Below are 19,961 nucleotides of genomic sequence, written 5' to 3' on the forward strand. Positions count from 1 at the left end.
GCTGCTTTTGCTGTGAATCCGCAGTTACAGCAGGTCATCCGGTATGGAAGCAGAGCGGAGCTGTTCGTCCATCGTGTCGATGAGCGCCATGTCGGCTTCAGAAAGTTCGAAGTCGAAGACATCCGCGTTGGCAAAAATGCGGTCCGGCTGTGTCGATTTCGGGATGACACTGATGCCCTGCTGGACGAGGTAGCGGAGGCCGATCTGTGCTTCAGTGCGTACATACTTTTCTGCCAGCTGCTGCATAATCTCACGGTTCAGATAAAGACCTCTTGCGAGCGGCGCATACGCTTGAACGGCGATTCCATGTGAACGGCAGAAAGCGATGAGCGGTTTCCGGTTCCAGAGCGGATGGCATTCGATCTGGTTGACGGCCGGGATGACGCCGGAAAATTCAAAGAGGGCGGTAAGGTGCGGCTCCTCGAAGTTGCTGACGCCGATCGATTTTGCACGCCCGGATTCGCGGATTTTTTCGAGTGCGCGCCACGTCTCCGGGTAGCAGCCCGGCACCGGCCAGTGAATCAGGTAAAGATCAACGTAGTCGAGACGGAGACGGTCGAGGCTGCGGTTGAAGGCACCTTCGATATCACCGACCCGCTGCGCGGTATTCCATACCTTTGTGGTAATAAAAAAATTTTCCCGCGGAATTCCGCTTGCGCGGATCCCGCGGCCGATGCTGTCCTCGTTTTTATAGGAGGAGGCGGTATCGATCAGACGGTAGCCGTATTTTGCCGCGGTGACAATTGCTTTTTCTGCCTCTTTTTCTGTCGATTTGTAAGTGCCAAGCCCCAGAAGCGGCATCGCTCTGCCGTCGTTCAATGTAATGGTTGGAATAGAAAGTGCCATAAAAACCCTCCGTATCTTGAATCAAAAAAAGATTCTGCCGTATTTCTCTCATAATTATGTTTAGTATAACATGAAAATTTAAAGAAATCAGACCAAATATATTAAAAAAGTTTAACACAATCGGGAAATGAAAAAAAATAACAAGCCATGCAAGAAAAAAGAAGGATGCCAGGACGGCCTGTATGGCGAATTGTACAGAAATTTTGTGGAGGCCGTATTGATTTTGTGCATGAAATAGAGTATAATAAATTTGAATTGATATTTATTTATCATTCCCTGTACAATCTGCAGGACGTTTCAGGAAAACAAAAGCGGACGAAACGGACGGCAGAGCAGAAAAACGGGGACAGAGGAGGCCATATTATGCATTTATTATATGACGAGAATGGAAATCCCATTCCGCACGGAGCTCACGACGAGCACCATCATCACCATGACCATCATCACGAGGGAGAAGACTGCGGACATGCCTGCAATGCATGCGGTTCCGAAGAAAAATGCAAGGACGAGAATCTTGCCCTTTTAACCTATATGCTGCAGCACAATGAACATCACGCAGCAGAACTCGACGAGATGGCCGACAAACTGGAAAAAGCCGGAATGGCGGACGCCGCAAAACAGATCAGGGAGGGAGTATCCGATTTCCAGAAAGGCAATATGCGCCTGTCCCTTGCACTGACACTTGTAAAAGAGCATTTGAAAGAAGTTAAGTAGAGGAGGCGTAAGCTATGTGCCTTGCAACGGTATACAAAAATCCGGAAAACACAGTTGTCTGTAAAAATGTGAGCCGCATCGATGTCGATGGAGAATACGTTCTGATCCGTGACATCATGGGTGAGGAGATCAGACTGCAGGGTAAGATCAAAATGGTAGATCTTGCAAACAGCATTGTAGAGCTGGACTGTGAATGATAATTGGTTGACGGAACCAGTTATTCTATAAAAGCGGTTTTAGGCCCCCGGGTTCTGCAAATCGGAACAAACAGAACAAGCGAACCGGGACTTAGAATAGGAATATATCATATTAAAGCGGAGGTAAATTGAATTATGAAACTTTCAGAAGAGATGAAAAACAAGACCCTTCTGTCTTTTGAGCTGTTCCCGCCAAAGACAGAGAAGGGACTGCAGAATCTGCCGGGTACCATCGACCACCTGATGAAATATAACCCGTCTTACATTTCCTGTACATACGGAGCAGGCGGCGGAAACGTCGGAGCAAACCGTGAAGTATGTCAGATGATCAAAAATGCCGGAACCACACCGGTTACTCATTTCACCGTTATCAAAAACACAAAAGAAGGAATTAAAGAACAGCTGGATCAGTATCTGGCTGATGGCGTAGACCATATGCTGGCACTGCGCGGAGATATTCCGCTTGGTGAGACTACAACCTGTGGTGACTTTGACTATGCTACCGATCTTGTAAAATTCGTACGTGATACCTACGGCGATAAATTTGAAATCGCTGTTGCAGGTTCACCGGAAGGCCACATCTCCTGCAGAAGTCTGGAGTCTGATATCGCAGTTCTGAAACAGAAACAGGACAACGGAGCAGACTACATCATGACACAGCTCTGCTGGGATATGGAGCAGTTCAAATACTGGCTCGATGCAATCCGTAAAGCAGGAATCACCATGCCGGTAGACGTTGGAGTTATGCCGATCCTGGATCAGGCAGCTACCATCAACATGGCACTTTCCAGAAACGGCTGTGTTATGGACAGAGAGCTTTCCAGAATGATCTCCAGACACTGGCTGTTCCCGAACCCATTTGCAGCAAAAGATGCAGAGGGCAAACCGTTCGACGTATTCTACGACAAGAAAGTTGCAGAGTTCAAAGAAGAGGGTATCGAATATACCGTAAAACAGATTGATGCATACCGTGCACTTGGTGTCAATGGAATTCATCTGTATGCACTGAATAAATGGAAAGACGTATCTGAAATCATCGACAGATCCGGCCTTTGCACACTGGTTTAATGAATTAATTACTTGAATTTGGGAGGCATCCGATTTTTATGGCACACGTAATAGCTGTCGCCGGAAAAGGCGGCGTTGGAAAAACAACATTATGCGGCTTGCTGATCCAGTATCTCTGCGAGTCAGGAAAAGGTCCTGTTCTTGCAGTTGATGCGGACGCAAACTCAAACCTGAATGAGGTACTCGGTGTAGAAGTAGAAGCTACCCTTGGAGATATCCGGGAGGAGATTGCCCGTGCAGAGATGGCATCCAAAAACCCGATTCCGGCAGGTATGAGCAAGGCAGATTATGCGGAATTTAAATTTGCAGGCGCTCTGACTGAGGAAGATGATTTTGACCTGCTTGTGATGGGAAGAACACAGGGAAAAGGCTGCTACTGCTTCGTCAATGGACTTCTGCAGAATCAGCTTGCAAAGCTGTATCCGAATTACCCCTTCATGGTTGTGGATAACGAGGCAGGCATGGAGCATATCAGCCGTGGTATACTTCCGGGAATGGATACAGCTATTTTGGTCAGTGACTGCTCAAGAAGAGGAGTACAGGCCGCTGCGAGAATCGCGGAGCTGATCAAAGAATGCGATATGAAGCCGAAGCAGGTAGGACTGATCGTAAACCGTGCGCCGAATGGCGTGTTAAATGAGGGAACCCGTGAGGAAATTGAAAAACAGGGATTAACTCTCCTTGGCGTTGTTCCGCACGATGATCAGGTTTATGAATATGACTGTGACGGAAAACCAACCGTACGTCTGCCGGAAGACTCTCCGGTACGCGCGGCATTAAAGAAAATCGTAGAAAACCTTGATTTATAAAAACAGAGAATCTGCCCTCCGCTTTGTACACGCTGCAGACGGAGGGATATTTCAAAAGTAAAATATCCCCCATGGGAGGATGTTTTTACCATAAAAATATTAAAATACAATCTTGAGGAGGACAAGATGAGCGAATTCAAATTAACAAGCGTAGAAGAATTCGAACAGGCCACGAATGAGCTCCTGGAAAATGGTGCAAAGGTTGGCGCTGACGCATGGCAGTTTCGTGTAAAAAACCAGACCCCGCACTGTAAATTCGGTGAGCAGGGAACCTGCTGTCGTATCTGTACGATGGGACCTTGCCGTATTACACCAAAGGCACCGAGAGGAATCTGCGGATGCGATGTACACGGTATTGTAGGACGTAACTTCCTGCGCTTTACAGCAGGCGGTTCCGCAACACATTCCGATCATGGCCGTGAGATCTGCCACACACTGCATGAGGCTGATCCAAACGGAAACTACAAAGTAAAAGATCCGGAGAAACTGATCCGTATCGCAAAAGAGTGGGGCGTAGAGACAGAAGGAAAAGATATTTACGATCTGGCACATGAGATGTCCGAGCTGGCTCTTTTAGAGTATGGTAAACCGTTTGGAACACAGAGATTCCTGAAACGTGCTCCGCAGCACACACAGGAAATCTGGGAGAGAGAAGAAATCGCACCGCGTGCGATTGACCGTGAGGTTGCATGTTCTCTTCATATGACTCATATGGGATGTTCTTCCCTTCCGGAAGCACTCGTTCGCCAGTCCCTTCGTTCCGGACTTTCCGATGGATGGGGCGGCTCCATGATGGGTACCGAGTTCTCTGACGTACTGTTCGGAACTCCAAAGCCGATCGAAACCGAGGCAAACCTTGGTGTTATGAAAGAAGATGAAGTAAATATCATCGTTCATGGCCATGATCCGTCACTTTCCGAGATGATCTGCGAATACGCAGACGATCCGGAGATGATCGCATATGCAAAAGAAATGGGAGCAAAGGGAATCAACGTGGCAGGTGTCTGCTGTACTTCCAATGAAGTAGCAATGCGCCGCGGCGTGCCGATGGCAGGTAACTTCCTGCAGCAGGAAAACGTGGTACTGACCGGTGCCTGCGAGGCCATCGTTGTTGACGTACAGTGTATTTTCCCGGCCCTTGGACCTTTAAGCAAATGTTTCCATACTAAATTCGTTACCACCAGCCCGATTGCGCAGATGCCGGATGCAGAATACATTCGTTTCAACGCAAAAACAGCAGGTGAGAATGCAAAAGCCATCGTAAAAATGGCAATTGAAAACTTTAAAAACCGGAAACCGGAGCTGGTACATATCCCGCATATGAAGCAGAAAGCAACCGTTGGATACTCTTTTGAGTCCATCATCAAGACTCTGGATAAAGTAACCAATTCCCAGGTTGACCAGACCGGAACTCTGATGCCGCTGTGGCAGTGTGTGGCATCCGGCGTTATCCGCGGTGCAGTTGCCATGGTAGGATGCAACAACCCGAAAGTCCGTCCGGACACCGCTCACATCGAGCTGATGAAGAAGCTGATCGCGCACGACGTTATCATCGTTGCTTCCGGATGCTCTGCACAGGCAGCAGCAAGAGCAGGTCTGATGGACAAACGTGCTAAAGATCTCTGCGGTGCAGGTCTGAAACGTGTCTGCGAGCTGGCTGATATCCCGCCGGTACTCCACATGGGATCCTGCGTTGATATCTCCCGTATGATGGTTCTTGTAGCAGAACTTGCTAAAATCGGTAATGTCAATATTTCCCAGCTTCCGGTTGTCGGATGTGCTCCGGAGTGGATGTCTGAGAAAGCAGTTTCCATCGGAAACTATGTTGTAGCAACCGGTATCGATACTTACCTTGGCGTAGAGCGTATGTATCCGGATCCACTGAGGTAACAGGACTTCTGACCAACGGTGTCCGCGACTGGGTTGAGGCAGCTTACACAGTAGAAAAAGACATCGACAAGCTGGGCGATGCAATGCTCGCACGAATCGAAGAGAAACGTGCCGCACTCGGCGTATAAAAAGGACAGGGCGGTCCCTGACGTAAAAAGAGACCGCCCTTTTTGAAGTGAAAAGGTGTAAAATGAAAATAGCAGTAACTGGAAAGGGTGGCGTAGGAAAAACAACCATCGCAGCGACCCTTGCAAGACTTTATGCAGAAGAAGGCCATCCGGTTCTGGCTGCAGATGTCGATCCGGATGCCAATCTGGGCCTTGCGCTTGGATTTCCGGAAGAAATCCTCGATTCGATCATTCCGATTACCAAAATGAGAAAACTGATCGAAGAACGCACCGAGGCAAGTGCAGACAACCGGTTTTACAAGATAAATCCGAGAGTAAGTGATATCCCCGATAAATACAGCAAAGAGTACAATGGAGTCAAACTCCTGACGCTTGGCACCGTGGAGACGGCCGGAAGCGGCTGTGTCTGCCCGGAGCATGTGATGCTGCGGAGAATCATCAACAGCCTGGTCCTTCACAGAGGGGATGTTGTCATCCTCGACATGGAAGCAGGCCTTGAGCATCTGGGAAGAGGAACGACGGAGGGCATGGATATGTTCATCGTAGTCATCGAGCCGGGTGCAAGAAGTATTCAGACCTATAAGAATGTCAAACGTCTGGCCGAAGAGCTTGGCGTTCATCAGGTTCATGTCGTGGCAAACAAAGTACGCGACGAAAAAGATGAGGCATTCATACAGGACCGTATCCCCCCGGAGGATCTTCTGGGCATGGTCCACTACAACCCGGAAATTATGGAAGCGGACAGGGAAGGTTCGTCTCCATATGATTACAGCGCGGCTGCAGTAGAAGAGATACGGAAAATAAAAACAAAAATCGATAAGTCAAACATGCCTGGCATGGAAAAAGTGTGATAGGAGGAAAAACACATGACATTATTCGAGAGAGTATTTGGCGGAAATGATGCAGTATACGGTCTTACCGAAGCTGCCGTTGATGCCGCAATCGCAGCAAACGGAGAGGAAAAAGCAGTCAGCTTCCCGGACACTGCTTACGCACTTCCGTGTTACTATGCTGTAACAGGAGTAAAGGTTACCAACTTAAAAGAGATGAAAGAGGCTCTTGGCGTGGTAAAATCTCTGATGACAAGAGAAAATCAGCTGAATGATGTATTTATGTCCGGTGTTGCAACTGCACTCTGCGCAGAGTTCATCGAGGCAATTAAATACATCGACGGTGCAAAACCATATGATGAGCCGTGCTACGGCCATTTAAGCGATGCCATCATCCGTGAGCTTGGTGTGCCGCTTGTAACAGGCGATATCCCGGGCGTAGCTGTTATCCTTGGAAGCGCTCCGACCGCACAGGAAGGCGTGGATCTGGTTAAGAGCTATCAGGCACAGGGTATTCTTGTAACACTGGTTGGCGGAATCATTGATCAGTGTCAGGAACTGGGATACAAGACCGGCGCAAACGTACGTGTCATCCCGCTTGGAAAAGACGTAACATCTGTTATTCATGCTGTATCCGTAGCAATCCGTGCAGCCCTGATCTTCGGTAACGTAACTGCAGGCGATGCAGACGCACTGATGACCTACACCAAAGACCGTGTACCGGCATTCGTAAATGCTTTTGCTCCTCTGGATGATGTGATCGTTGCATGCGGCGCTGGTGCAATTGCACTTGGCTTTCCGGTTATCACAAACGATGACAAAGACGTTCCGGCTATTCCGAAGAGCCTTATTATCCAGAAGGACGTTTCCAAATTCAACGCAACTTCTCTGGAAGCACGCGACATCAAGATTAAAATTACAAACATCGATATCCCGGTTGCATTCGCATCTGCATTCGAGGGTGAAATCATCCGCCGTGGTGATATGCAGGTTGAGTTTGACGGTTCCCGCGTAGACTGCTGCGAGCTGGTTCAGACAAAAGATGCTTCCGAAGTAGAAGATCACAAGATCGAGCTGATCGGACCGGACATCGACGAGTTCGAGGTAGGTTCCAAGCACAGCATTGCATACGTTGTTGAGGTTGCCGGAAAGAGCATGCAGCCGGATTTCGAGCCTGTATTTGAGCGTAAATTCCACAGCTACCTGAACTGCATCGAAGGTGTGATGCATACCGGACAGCGTGATATGATCCGTATCCGTGTCAGCAAAGAAGCTTTCAACGCAGGATTCCGTGCAAAACACTTCGGAGAAGTTCTGTACGCACAGGTGAAGAACGAGTTCGAGGCTGTTGTTGACAAATGCCAGGTTAAGATCTACACCAATCCGGAAGACTGTACAAAGATCCGTCACGAAATTGCAATCCCGGTATTCGACAAACGTGATGAGCGTCTGTCTACCATGACAGATGAATCCGTACCGGTATACTACAGCTGTATCATGTGCCAGGCATTCTCCCCGAGCCATGTATGTGTTGTTACACCAGAGCGTCTCGGACTTTGCGGTGCTGTTTCATGGCTGGATGCAAAAGCTACCAACGAGCTGGATCCGAACGGACCTTGCCAGGTTATCACAAAAGAAAAAGTAATCGATGAGAGAATCGGTGAGTACGAGGATGTTAACGAGGCTGTTCGTAAACTTTCCCAAGGCGCTCTTGATGATGTATCTCTGTACTCCATCATGGAAAACCAATGACATCCTGCGGATGCTTCGAGTGTATCTGTGGTATCGAGCCGTTCTCCAACGGTGTCTGCATCGCAAACCGTGAGTACGCAGGCATGACTCCTCTGGGAATGACCTTCTCCGAGCTGGCTTCCATGACAGGCGGCGGTGTTCAGACTCCTGGATTCATGGGACACGGCAAACACTTTATCGCTTCCAAGAAGTTTATGAAAGCAGAAGGCGGTGTTGCCCGTATCGTATGGATGCCGAAAGAGCTGAAAGAGCAGGTTGCAGAGAAACTGAATGAAACAGCAAAAGAGCTGTACGGTATCGACAACTTTACCGATATGATCGGTGATGAGACCATCGCAGAAGATCCGGAGACACTGGTTGCATTCCTGACCGAGAAAGGTCATCCGGCACTTGGCATGGATCCAATGATGTAATTCGTATTTTACAGGCTTATCCTGTGAAAGAATAAGCAGACCGGCATGGCTTGGGAGGGGATTCCAAAGCGGAGGAGGAAGCCCTTTCCGGCACATGCCGGCAGCTGTAAAGTGATTTTCTGGGAAAAAACGGCTGACGAAAAGAAAACGGATACTTTTTGTCAGAAAATCTTGGAAAATATCCTGGTAAATCTTGCATTCTCCGGGAAAAAACGTTAAAATAATAACAGGTGTGTCCATGAAGCGGAATCATGGAGATATGCCTGTATGGAATTTTATTTTTAAGGAGGCTTTTTTTATGCCGTTTAATCGCAAACCACAAAAGTTTAATGCAGCAATTAAATCCGTTGTAATCGGCAGCGGAGACAAAACCGTAACTCTTGGCGGAGAAAACGTATTACCATTTTATGCTTTCGACGGTGAAATCAAAAACGGACCGAGGTCGGCGTTGAAATCACAGACCTTGGTATGGAAGGAGAACCGGAAAGCGTAAAAGCATACTATGAAGGTGCAGCTACCATGGGCGAGATTGCAAAAAAAGCAGCAGCTATGGAAGGTGCAGATTTCCTCTGCCTTCGTCTGGCAGGCGGAGACCCGAACGGTCTGAACAAATCGGTAGAAGAACTCATTGAGACAGTCAAAGAGGTTGCTGATGCCGTTGACGTGCCGCTTGTTGTAGAAGGATGTAAAAACGTTGAGAAGGATTCCGAACTGCTCACAAAAGTAGCAGAGGTCCTTCAGGGAAGAAACGTTCTTGTTATGTCCGCAAGAGAAGAAGATTACAAGGCAGTTGGTGCAGCCGCAGGTCTGGCATACAGCCAGAAAGTCGGCGCTGAGTCCGCTGTAGATATCAACCTTGCAAAACAGCTGAATGTTGTTATGACCCAGCTTGGTGTCAGCGCAGACAGCATTGTTATGAACGTAGGTTCTGCAGCAGTCGGATACGGATATGAGTACGTAGTATCTACACTGGACCGTATCAAAGCAGCAGCATTATCCCAGGACGATAAAATGCTGCAGATGCCAATTATTACTCCAATCGCTTCTGAGACATGGAATGTAAAAGAGGCAATGGCAACAGAAGAGGAATCTCCGGAATGGGGAAATCAGGAAGTACGAGGAGTCTCTATGGAGATTCAGACAGCAGCCGCATCTCTGGCTTCTGGTTCTGATGCAGTTATCCTCAAACATCCACAGTCTGTTGCAACCATTTCCAAAATGATTCAGGAACTGATGTAATCAGTACGTAAGGAAGAGATTAGGAGGATAAAGAATTATGGCATTATCAGGTATTCAGATTTTTAAAATGACCCCAAAGAAAAACTGTAAGGAGTGCGGATGTCCGACCTGTATGGCATTCTCCATGAAGGTTGCACAGGGCGCTATGGATATTTCAGCGTGCCCATATATGTCTGACGACGCTATGGCACAGCTTTCCGAAGCTACCGCACCGCCAATGAAGACGATCAAAGTCGGAACCGGCGACAGTGAGTATACTCTTGGCGGAGAGACGGTCCTCTATCGTCATGAGAAAACATTTGTAAGCAAAACCCGTTATGCGGTATCTCTCTGCAGCTGCATGTCTGACGAAGAGATCGATGCAAAACTGGAAGAAGACAAAAAAGTTGATTACGACCGTATCGGTGAGCGTATGTGCGCAGAGATGCTGTATGTAAACTATGCCGGAAATGGCGTAGACAAATACGTATCTCTTGTAACGAAAGCAGCAGCAACCGGAAAAGTTCTGGTACTTGGCTGTGAGGACGCAGACGCTGCAAAAGCTGCTCTGGAAGTATGCAAAGCAGGCAAACCGATCCTGAATGGTGCAAATGCATCCAACTATGAAGAGATGAGCAAACTTGCCACAGAGGCAGGCGTTGTTCTCGGCGTTAGCGGCGCAAACATTGATGAGCTTCACGACACCGTAGAAGCAATCGAGAAACTCGGCAACAAGAACCTTGTTCTTGATACCACAGAAGCGACCATCAAAGAGACCTTCGCTACTACCGTACAGGTAAGACGTGCATCCTTAAAGGATACAGACCGTACCTTCGGTTATCCGTCTATTGTAAATCTGGCAAAAATCGCACAGGGCGACAGATATATGCAGCAGGCACTGCTTTCCCTGTTCACCATGAAATACGGTTCCATCATCGTTCTTGAGGAGATGGGATACGCAGAGGCACTTCCGGTATTCGGACTTCGCCAGAACGTATTTACTGATCCGCAGAAACCGATGAAAGTAGAGCCGGGCATCTACCCGCTGAACGGCGCAGATGAAAATTCGATCTGCCTGACCACAGTAGACTTTGCTCTGACCTATTTCCTGGTATCCGGAGAGCTCGAGAGATCCGGAGTTCCGGTTAACCTTGTAATCAACGATGCCGGCGGACTTTCCGTACTGACTTCCTGGGCAGCAGGTAAATTCTCCGGTAACTCTATCTCCAAATTCTTCAAAGAGAATGTAGAAGATAAAGTAAAATCAGAAAAGTTATCATTCCTGGTAAAGTAGCCGTATTAAAGGGCGACATTGAGTCCAAACTTCCTGGATGGGAAGTAATCGTTGCTCCGCTTGAGGCAGTTCAGCTTGTGAAATTCATGAAAGATCTGCAGGCAAACGGAGAACTGTAATACATAAAAAATCCGGGAGGAACTCCGGTATCCGGAAGTTTCTCCCGTGAAAAAATAATTATGGGGGATTCCCAAAAGAAAAGGAGAAGAGATATGGCAAAATTTGTAACCATCGGCGAAAGACTTTCCGTTACAGCTCCTACTGTAAACAAAGCATTCGCAGCAAGAGATGAAGAGCCAATTTTAAAGAGAGCAAAACAGCAGCTGGATGCTGGTGCCGTTTACCTTGATGTAAACATCGGACCGGCTGAGAATGATGGAGAAGACATCATGAAATGGGCTGTTGAGCTGCTGCAGAGCAATTTTGACAATGTTCCGCTGGCTCTGGATACATCCAACAAAAAAGCAATTGAGGCTGGTATCTCTGTATACAACCGTTCCAAAGGAAAACCGATCGTAAACTCTGCAGATGCTGCAGGAAGAATCGAGTACGTTGACCTTGCGGCTGCAAACGATGCAATCGTTATTGCACTTTGCAACGGTGAAGGAATTGCAAAAGATAACGACGAGCGTATGATGTACTGCCAGACCCTTCTGGAAAGAGGTATGGAGCATGGCATGGAGCCGACAGATCTGTGGTTTGACCCGCTGTTCCTGGTTGTAAAAGGAATGCAGGACAAACAGATGGAAGTTCTTGAGTGCATCAAGATGTTCAGTGATATGGGACTGAATTCTACCGGCGGACTTTCCAACAACTCCAACGGTATGCCGAAAAACATCCGTCCGATCATGGATTCCGCACTTGTAGCTATGGCTATGATGCAGGGTCTGACCAGTGCCATCGTTAACCCGAATGACCTGAGACTGATGGAGACCATTAAATCCTGTGACGTATTCAAAGGCAACACTCTGTATGCAGATTCTTATCTGGAGCTTTAATCTTTAAATCTCGCAGGTTTTCCCCTGATGGTGCCGCAGCGTTTGCGAAAACCTGAGGCACCATCAGGGGTTTTTCTATCTAAAAGCGGAAAAAAAACAGCGGAGAATATATACGACTGGGGGATTTACAGATTATGGCAAAAGTAACCTTTCGATTTGAAGAAGGAGAACCGGTAGTCACCTACGCAACCGAGGGCGAGCGCCTTCTTGAAGTAGCGCAGAAGAGCAATGTGCCGATCGATGCACCGTGTTCCGGAAACGCATCGTGCGGTAAATGCCGCGTTCGTCTTGTGAGCGGTGAGCTGGATTCCAAAATAACCCGCCATATTTCTGAGGAAGAATATCAGAATGGCTGGAGACTGGCGTGCGTCAGCACCATCAGGGGCGATGTTGAAGTGGAAGTGCCGGACATTGCATCCGCTTACCGGAGCCGCATGAAAGTGGCAGACCTTAGTTCACCGAGTGAAATTGCAATTTTTGAAGATACGAAAAAGAAAATTACAGACGCCGGCCTGGAATTGAAAAACAGCATGCAGGTGATTACAATCTCAATGGAAGAGCCTACTCTGGATGATACGATGCCGGATAACGAGAGAGTAACCTGGGCTGTACAGGCAGCGACGGGGCTTGACCGGGTACGGATTCCGTACTCTGTACTGAAAAAAATGCCGGATGTCCTTCGGGAATCCCATTTTCAGGCACAGTGTGTCGTCCGGGTTACGCCAAATGACGTCTTTTTATACGATATGCTTCCAATGGAAGCAAAAGCAGTTGTCGGCGGTCTCGTTGTCGACATTGGAACAACGACAGTTTCTGCACTGATCGTGGATATGCTGAGCGGAGAAATCCTGGCAAAAGCCTCTTCCGGAAACGGACAGATCCGGTATGGTGCGGATGTTATCAACCGTATCATTGAATCCCAGAAACCGGGAGGCCATGAAAGACTGCAGAATGCAATCATCAAAGAAACCTTAAACCCGATGATCTCCAACATGTGCCGTGCAGCGAAAATCAGCAGTCAGCAGATTTACCGTGCGGCGATTGCCGGAAACACTACCATGGAGCATCTGATGATGGGCATCAATGCAGATCCGCTTCGGATGGAGCCGTATATTCCGGCCTTCTTTAAGACAAACTCACTGTTTGCATCGGATGTCAATCTTGCGATTCATCCGGACGCCCATATCATTCTGGCACCGAACATCGGAAGCTATGTGGGCGGAGATATTACTGCCGGCGCGTTGGTCAGCATGATCTGGAACCGGCCGGAGATGAGTCTCTTTATTGACCTTGGTACCAATGGCGAGCTTGCATTTGGAAACTCTGACTTTATGGTAAGCTGTGCCTGCTCGGCCGGACCGGCCTTTGAGGGCGGCGATATCAGCTGTGGCATGCGTGCGACCGACGGTGCGATTGAAAAATGTACGATCGATCCGGAGACGATGGAACCTTCGTACCATGTTATCGGAGATGAGGGTACGAAACCGATCGGCCTTTGCGGTTCCGGTATCATCGATGTGATTGCGGCGCTGTTCCGCGCGAAGATGGTCAATCCGAAGGGTAAATTTATCCGTGAGGGAAAACGGATCCGCCACGATAAATATGGCATGGGAAGCTATGTCATTGCGTTCGAGGAGGAGGCTGGAAGTGTCCGCGATGTTGAGATTACCGAGGTCGATATCGACAACTTTATCCGCGCCAAGGGCGCGATTTTCTCAGCGATCCGTACGATGCTGAACTATCTGGATATGGATGTTTCCATGATCGAGGAGGTTTACGTAGCGGGCGGTATCGGAAGCGGCATCAACATGAAAAATGCCGTTACCATCGGTATGTTCCCGGACATCCCGCTGGAAAAATTCCATTACATCGGCAACTCTTCCCTGACTGGCGCGTATTCGATGCTCTTATCGACAGCGGCAGAGAAGAAGACGTACGAGGTTGCCCGGAACATGACGTATCTGGAGCTCTCGACCGTACCGACGTATATGGATGAATTTGTAGCGGCCTGCTTCCTGCCGCACACGGACACAGCGATGTTCCCGTCTGTAGAAGTATAAAAACGGAAGTGAGAACCTTTTTTTGAGAGGAATTGGATTCACATGGCAGTAGACTTGAATTACGAAAAAGACAGCAAAGAACGGATTCCCTATGAACATTACCTGGAAGTATACCAGAACGCGGATCCGGCGGAGATTTCCAGCCGGTGTAATGTACCATATGACGCCGAAAAACACGAGTTTACGGTATCCCTGATGGGTGTTTCCTACCGGATTTCCTGGCCGGAGTACCGCGTGCAGCATCTTGGAGATGACGGCACAGACGGTCCGGTGATCGGCTGGTATCCGCTCGAGGAGAAGCCGAATGCAAAAATTCTGGTGCTGCGCTATCTGACCGAGGGCGGAGCTGCCCCATCCACCGGAAAATTTCTGACATACCGGGAGATTCCGTGGGGAGAAGTTTATTTTAAACAGTTCCAGGGAAGATGCCTGTTCCGTCTTGCGTTTGGCTTTGGCGGAAAGCTGGATGCATTCCGTGAGATCATGGAACGTGTCGGCGCTCAGGCGATTTCATCCGGTGATGTCGGATATGAGCTGGAGTTTATGAAAGGGCTTTTTGTACGACTGATTTTATGGGCAGGAGATGATGAGTTTCCGCCGTCCGCGCAGATCCTCTTTTCGGACAATTTCCCGGCTGCATTTACGCAGGGAGAGGATATGGCGGTTGTGGGAGATGTCACAATTGATATGCTGAAGGCTCTGGCTGCAAAATAGTTATGGTTTGAGGCCATCAGGATGGCTTCTGGATCGAAAAAAATAAGCGGAGGAAAATAACATGGGATTTTCAACAGTACCTTGCAATGAGTTTGTAGAAGTGCTCGGTTCCAAAGCACCGGTTCCGGGCGGTGGCGGAGCTTCTGCACTGGTTGGCGCTGTCGGCACAGCGCTTGGCAACATGGTTGGTGCGCTGACAGTAGGTAAAAAGAAATATGCGGATGTCGAAGAGGAAATGAAAGAGCTGATGGCAAAAGCAACCACGCTTCAGGACGAACTGCTTCACCTGATCGAGCGCGATGCAGAAGTGTTCGAACCGCTCTCCAAAGCATACGGCATGCCGCGCGAGACAGAGGAGGAGAAGGCAGAAAAAGCAAGAGTCATGGAGATTGTGCTGAAGGATGCCTGCTCTGTTCCAATGGAAATTATGGAAAAATGCTGCGAAGCAATCGACCTGATCGTAGAATTTGCAGCAAAAGGTTCTGCACTTGCGATCAGTGACGCAGGTGTTGGCGCAACATTCTGCAAAGCAGCCTTAGAGGGTGCTTCCCTGAATGTATATATCAACACGAAATCTATGAAAAACCGGGAATATGCAGAAGAACTGAATCGAAAATGCGATGAAATGCTTGCGGTCTATACCGTAAAAGCAGACGAGATTTTCCGGAACGTACTGGGAAGACTGAAAGCCTGAAAACAAACGGCCAGAGAAGCTTCCCGGCAGCAAGCGGGTTGAAAAAGGAGTTCTCTTTGACCGAAAAGAAAAGCGGAGGATAAAAAAATGGCAAAACAGTTATTAGGAAAAGAAGTAACAGCAGCATTAAATGAGAAGATCAAAGCAAATGTAGCAGAGCTGGAAGCAAAAGGAGTAAAACCAACCCTCGGAATCATCCGTGTCGGAGAGAGAGAGGATGATCTTTCCTACGAAAGAGGAGCAACCAAACGCTGCGAGACCTTAGGCGTTGCATACGAGAAATTCCTTCTTCCGGCAGACGTTACCCAGGAAGAGCTGATGGCGACCATCGACAAAGTAAACAAAGATGATTCTATCCATGGCGTTCTGATTTTCCGTCCACTCCCGAAACATCTCGATGAGGCAGCTGTTATTAAAGCACTCTCCCCGGAGAAAGATGTAGACGGTATCACAGACGGTTCCATGGTAGGTGTATTCGCCGGAACAAAACAGGGCTTCCCGCCATGTACTCCGCAGGCCTGCATGGAGATCCTCGACCACTACGGTATCGACTGCACCGGCAAAAAAGCTGTTGTCGTAGGCCGCAGCCTCGTTGTAGGAAAACCGGCAGCCATGATGCTGTTAAAGAAAAACGCAACCGTAACCATCTGCCATACCAGAACGAAAGACATGCCGTCTGTAGTCAAAGAGGCAGATATCGTGATCGTAGCAGCAGGCCGTGCAGGTGTTGTGGATGATACCTACCTGCGTGCAGGCCAGACCGTTATTGATGTCGGAATCAACGTAAACGAAGAAGGAAAACTCTGCGGAGACGTTGCATACGCAAAAGCTGAGCCGATCGTTGAGGCAATCACACCGGTTCCAGGCGGTGTAGGATCTGTTACCACATCTGTTCTGGTCGGCCATGTGGTAGAGGCTGCCATGAGAAAAAACAGCTGATCATAGGCTGAAGATAAGAATGTGACAGAAAAAAGGCACTGTGCGTCCGAAAAAAGGGCGGCGGTGCCTTTTTTGCGTGTGCGGCAGTGCAGTTTTGGTGATAGGAGAGGGGACCGGCTCATAGAATATAACAGTACATAGCAACAAAGATCAAAAGGGGGACAACAGCGCATGAATGCATATTCAGTATACCGCGATATTCAGAAACGAACGAAGGGCCAGTTCCTGATCGGAGTGGTGGGGCCTGTACGGACGGGAAAGTCCACCCTGATCCGCCGTTTCCTGGAGGTGCTGGCACTGCCGTATCTTTCGGAAAAGGAACAGGCGGAGGTACGGGATGCCCTGCCTTTAAGCGGGGAGGGAAAGACGATCACAACGGTGGAGCCGAAATTTGTGCCGAAAGACGCCGTGGAGCTGCAGCTTGGGGAGGGCGATCCGATCCGGCTGCGACTGATCGACTGCGTCGGTTTTCTGGTGCCGGACGCGGCGGGAAATCTGGAAAATGAGAAGGAGCGGATGGTGAAAACACCGTGGTCCGAGCAGGCGATTCCGTTCCGGGAGGCGGCGGAGATCGGTACGAAGAAGGTGATCGCAGAACATTCCACGATCGGTCTTATGGTGACGTGCGACGGATCGTTCGGCGAGCTGCCGCGGGAGAATTTTCTGCAGGCGGAGGAACGAACCGTTGCGGAGCTCAAAAAGCAGGGAAAGCCCTTCCTGATTCTTGTGAATGCGAAAAAACCGTACCGGGAGGAGACACAGCGCAGGTAAAGGAGCTTGAAACAAAATTCGGCGTGGCAGCGATGGCGGTGAACTGCGACCAGCTCCGCAAAGAAGATATTCTGCATATGCTCGAAAAGGTGCTGTATGAGTTTCCGCTTCAGCAGATGGAATTTTATATTCCTAAATGGGTGGAGCTTCTTGCCGATGACCATCCGCTGAAGGCAGAGCTGCTGCAGAAGATCCGTGAGATGTGCAGGGAAAAGACGCGCCTGAAGGATGCAGTGGGCGGAAAAACAGCGATTGCCAGTCAGTATGTCAGCCAGACACTGCTGCAGTCGATGGATCTTGCGAGCGGTACGGTGAAGGTGCGGATTGAGGTGAAAGAGCAGTATTATTATGAAATGCTGAGTGTACTTGCCGGCGTGGAGATCAAAGGCGAGTATGATCTGGTGCAGACGATCCGCGAGCTGTCGGCACAGCGGGAAGAGTACCGCAAGGTAGAGGACGCGATTCATGCGGTGCGCGGATGCGGCTACGGCGTCGTGATTCCGGGGAGGGAGGAGATTCAGCTGGAGGAGCCAGCCGTGATCCATCAGGGAAACAAATACGGCGTGAAAATTAAATCGGTGAGCCCGTCGATTCATATGATCAAGGCCAACATCGAGACGGAGATTGCGCCGATCGTCGGAAGTGAGCAGCAGGCGGAGGATCTGATCGCCTATATCAAAGAGAGCGCAAAGAGCCCGGAGGGAATCTGGAATACCAACATTTTCGGCAAATCCGTCGAGCAGCTCGTTGACGACGGCATCCGCAGCAAAATCGCCCAGATCACCGAGGACGGCCAGGCAAAACTCCAGGATTCCATGCAGAAAATTGTCAACGACAGCCGGGGCGGAATGGTGTGTATTATCATTTAATACAAAAGCTGTTCGAATATTTTTGAGTAATTGTGCAATAATACTTGAAAAGCGAACCAAAATAGCGTATAATCCGAATTGTGAAAAGAAAAGAAGAAAAATGTAACTTCCTGGAATGTTCGATGATCTCATTATTTTGAACCTACATTTACTTTAAACGGGAGGCTTATTATTGTCATGTGGATGTCAGGCCACCCTGGAAACAGACGTCAGTGGAAGGCAGAAATGATGACTGCGGCTACCCACCTAGCTTGCGTTGCTAGGAGTCAAAGTATGGGAAACGGCATTCCGGGGTTACAAAAGAGAAAAAAGAGAATCATGAAAATGGTTCTCTTTTATACGTTACATACAACCAAAAGGAGAAGGAACATGAAAAAACAGGGTTTTGGAACAACAAAAGACGGAAAAGAAGCATTGCTCTACACGCTCTCCAATAAAAACGGAATGGAAATCAGCGTAACCGATTACGGCGCACATCTGGTATCGGTTCTCGTTCCGGATAAGGATGGAAAGAAGAGAGACGTTGTCCTTGGATTTGACTCCGTAACCGGCTATGAGACCGACGGAAGCCATTTTGGAGCCACCATCGGAAGAAACGGAAACCGTATCGCGGGAGCAGCATTTGAACTGCACGGAAAAACATACCAGCTGGCAAAAAATGAGAACAACAACAACCTGCACAGCGGCCCGGACGGATACGATTACCGCCTCTGGAACGTAGAAGAGGCGGATGACAGCGCCGTTACCTTCGTTCTGATGAGCCCGGACGGAGACCAGGGATTCCCGGGAAACTTTGAAGTGTCCGTTACGTATACCCTGACCGATGAGAACGCCGTAGAAATCCACTATGAGGGAAGCTGCGATCAGGATACCGTTGTCAACATGACAAACCACAGCTACTTCAACCTGGCAGGCCACGATGCCGGATCTATTGAGAACCAGACACTTGTCTTAAAAGCGGAGCAGTTCAGCCCGGTGATCGATTCTGCATCCATCCCGACCGGCGAGCATGCACCGGTACAGGGAACCCCGATGGATTTCACCAGAGAGAAAGCAATCGGAGCAGAGATCGAAGCAGATTTCGAACAGCTCAAACTGACCGGCGGCTACGACCACAACTTTATCCTGGACAAGGCTGTCGAGGGAAGCATTGAGCTGATGGCAGTCGCATCCTGCAAAGAGAGCGGCATCACCATGGAAGCCTTCACGGATCTGCCATGCGTTCAGTTCTACGCCGGAAACTTCATTGCTCCGGTTACCGGAAAGAATGGGGTATTCTATGACAAACGCAACGGCTTCTGCCTGGAATCTCAGTATGTGCCGAATGCCATCAACCAGGAGGGTGAGGAGAAACCGATCCTCGAGGCAGGCGATACTTACGACACCACAACCGTATACAAATTCATTTTCTAAGATCCTATTTTATAGCAATCCTCGAAAATAATGCAAAAAATTCAGCACCGCAGAGCGTGAATTACTGCGTCACAGATTTTCGTCGTACCTCGGTACGCCTTCAAATCTGTTCCTTGCAATTCGCGCTCTGCAGCACTGCCTTTTTTGCATTATTTTCGGGTCTTGCTATAGAAACAGCATAAAAAAGCTCCCTTCCTGCAGCGTCCTGTGAAAACAGGAGCGCAGGCGGGGAGCCTTTTTATGGGAAAATATGCAGAAAACGAATTCTGAAAAAACAGAAAAAGAAAAGACCCTGTTTTCGAATCCAACAGAATCTTACCAGTTATGTCATATTCTTTTCAGAG

At 48.8% G+C, this 19,961-nt stretch carries 15 protein-coding genes, 1 other RNA gene and 3 pseudogenes; 18 read left to right on the plus strand and 1 reads right to left on the minus strand.

The genetic code is table 11. From position 1 onward, the window contains the following. Positions 1–24: 24 nt before the first annotated feature. Entirely contained in the window at positions 25–846 is an 822-nt protein-coding gene (locus tag DXA55_RS01645; RefSeq protein WP_117509050.1) for an aldo/keto reductase, read from the minus strand. A gap of 363 nt (positions 847–1,209) precedes the next feature. Here DXA55_RS01645 and DXA55_RS01650 point away from each other — a divergent pair, with 363 nt between their 5' ends. From DXA55_RS01650 to DXA55_RS01730, 18 genes and pseudogenes are all read left to right on the plus strand, one after another. Beyond that, the gene (locus DXA55_RS01650; RefSeq protein WP_055218122.1) at positions 1,210–1,560 is read left to right on the plus strand and encodes a hypothetical protein; all 351 of its coding nucleotides are present in this window, start codon (positions 1,210–1,212) and stop codon (positions 1,558–1,560) included. A 14-nt stretch (positions 1,561–1,574) separates the two neighbouring features. After that, positions 1,575–1,757, plus strand: coding sequence for a CooT family nickel-binding protein (locus DXA55_RS01655; RefSeq protein WP_022462432.1), 183 nt, complete (start codon positions 1,575–1,577; stop codon positions 1,755–1,757). A gap of 135 nt (positions 1,758–1,892) precedes the next feature. After that, entirely contained in the window at positions 1,893–2,825 is a 933-nt protein-coding gene (locus DXA55_RS01660; RefSeq protein WP_022462431.1) for a methylenetetrahydrofolate reductase, read from the plus strand. Between the two features lie 38 nt (positions 2,826–2,863). After that, positions 2,864–3,634 carry an ATP-binding protein gene (locus tag DXA55_RS01665; RefSeq protein ID WP_022462430.1) on the plus strand — a complete coding sequence of 257 codons (771 nt, stop codon included), beginning with the start codon at positions 2,864–2,866 and terminating at the stop codon, positions 3,632–3,634. Positions 3,635–3,760: 126 nt separating this feature from the next. Then, positions 3,761–5,652 (plus strand): annotated as a pseudogene (gene cooS, locus DXA55_RS01670) (anaerobic carbon-monoxide dehydrogenase catalytic subunit). 62 nt (positions 5,653–5,714) lie between these two features. Then, the gene (locus DXA55_RS01675) at positions 5,715–6,503 is read left to right on the plus strand and encodes an ATP-binding protein (RefSeq protein WP_117509047.1); all 789 of its coding nucleotides are present in this window, start codon (positions 5,715–5,717) and stop codon (positions 6,501–6,503) included. Positions 6,504–6,518: 15 nt separating this feature from the next. Beyond that, positions 6,519–8,647, plus strand: a pseudogene (acsB, locus tag DXA55_RS01680) (acetyl-CoA decarbonylase/synthase complex subunit alpha/beta). Positions 8,648–8,945: 298 nt separating this feature from the next. Next, on the plus strand, positions 8,946–9,140 hold the full coding sequence (locus tag DXA55_RS18320) for a hypothetical protein (protein WP_330415057.1): 195 nt from the start codon (positions 8,946–8,948) through the stop codon (positions 9,138–9,140). Then, entirely contained in the window at positions 9,116–9,886 is a 771-nt protein-coding gene (locus DXA55_RS01685; protein ID WP_330415058.1) for an acetyl-CoA decarbonylase/synthase complex subunit delta, read from the plus strand. Before DXA55_RS18320 ends, DXA55_RS01685 begins: the two co-directional genes overlap by 25 nt. 37 nt (positions 9,887–9,923) lie before the next feature. Continuing rightward, positions 9,924–11,159 carry an acetyl-CoA decarbonylase/synthase complex subunit gamma gene (gene acsC / locus DXA55_RS01690; protein WP_330415059.1) on the plus strand — a complete coding sequence of 412 codons (1,236 nt, stop codon included), beginning with the start codon at positions 9,924–9,926 and terminating at the stop codon, positions 11,157–11,159. A gap of 212 nt (positions 11,160–11,371) precedes the next feature. After that, positions 11,372–12,157, plus strand: coding sequence for a carbon monoxide dehydrogenase/acetyl-CoA synthase methytransferase subunit (gene acsE / locus DXA55_RS01695; RefSeq protein WP_022462424.1), 786 nt, complete (start codon positions 11,372–11,374; stop codon positions 12,155–12,157). Between the two features lie 134 nt (positions 12,158–12,291). Further along, complete coding sequence (gene acsV, locus DXA55_RS01700) at positions 12,292–14,217, plus strand: corrinoid activation/regeneration protein AcsV (RefSeq protein WP_117812875.1); 1,926 nt, start codon at positions 12,292–12,294, stop codon at positions 14,215–14,217. Positions 14,218–14,259: 42 nt separating this feature from the next. After that, positions 14,260–14,931 (plus strand): DUF3786 domain-containing protein, encoded by a 672-nt coding sequence (locus DXA55_RS01705; RefSeq protein ID WP_117760358.1) that lies wholly within the window; start codon positions 14,260–14,262, stop codon positions 14,929–14,931. Between the two features lie 61 nt (positions 14,932–14,992). Continuing rightward, positions 14,993–15,625 (plus strand): cyclodeaminase/cyclohydrolase family protein, encoded by a 633-nt coding sequence (locus DXA55_RS01710; protein ID WP_117812876.1) that lies wholly within the window; start codon positions 14,993–14,995, stop codon positions 15,623–15,625. An 87-nt stretch (positions 15,626–15,712) separates the two neighbouring features. Further along, positions 15,713–16,564 carry a bifunctional 5,10-methylenetetrahydrofolate dehydrogenase/5,10-methenyltetrahydrofolate cyclohydrolase gene (locus tag DXA55_RS01715; protein WP_022461835.1) on the plus strand — a complete coding sequence of 284 codons (852 nt, stop codon included), beginning with the start codon at positions 15,713–15,715 and terminating at the stop codon, positions 16,562–16,564. A 171-nt stretch (positions 16,565–16,735) separates the two neighbouring features. Next, positions 16,736–18,204, plus strand: a pseudogene (gene spoIVA, locus DXA55_RS19115) (stage IV sporulation protein A). 104 nt (positions 18,205–18,308) lie between these two features. Next, positions 18,309–18,503, plus strand: a non-coding RNA gene (gene ssrS, locus DXA55_RS01725) — 6S RNA. A 70-nt stretch (positions 18,504–18,573) separates the two neighbouring features. Next, a complete protein-coding gene (locus DXA55_RS01730; protein ID WP_055226541.1) occupies positions 18,574–19,617 on the plus strand; it encodes an aldose epimerase family protein in 1,044 nt (347 codons plus the stop codon). Positions 19,618–19,961: the final 344 nt, after the last annotated feature.

Origin of the sequence: Blautia sp. OF03-13, assembly GCF_003460685.1 — a bacterium.
GTDB lineage: Bacteria > Bacillota > Clostridia > Lachnospirales > Lachnospiraceae > Fusicatenibacter > Fusicatenibacter saccharivorans.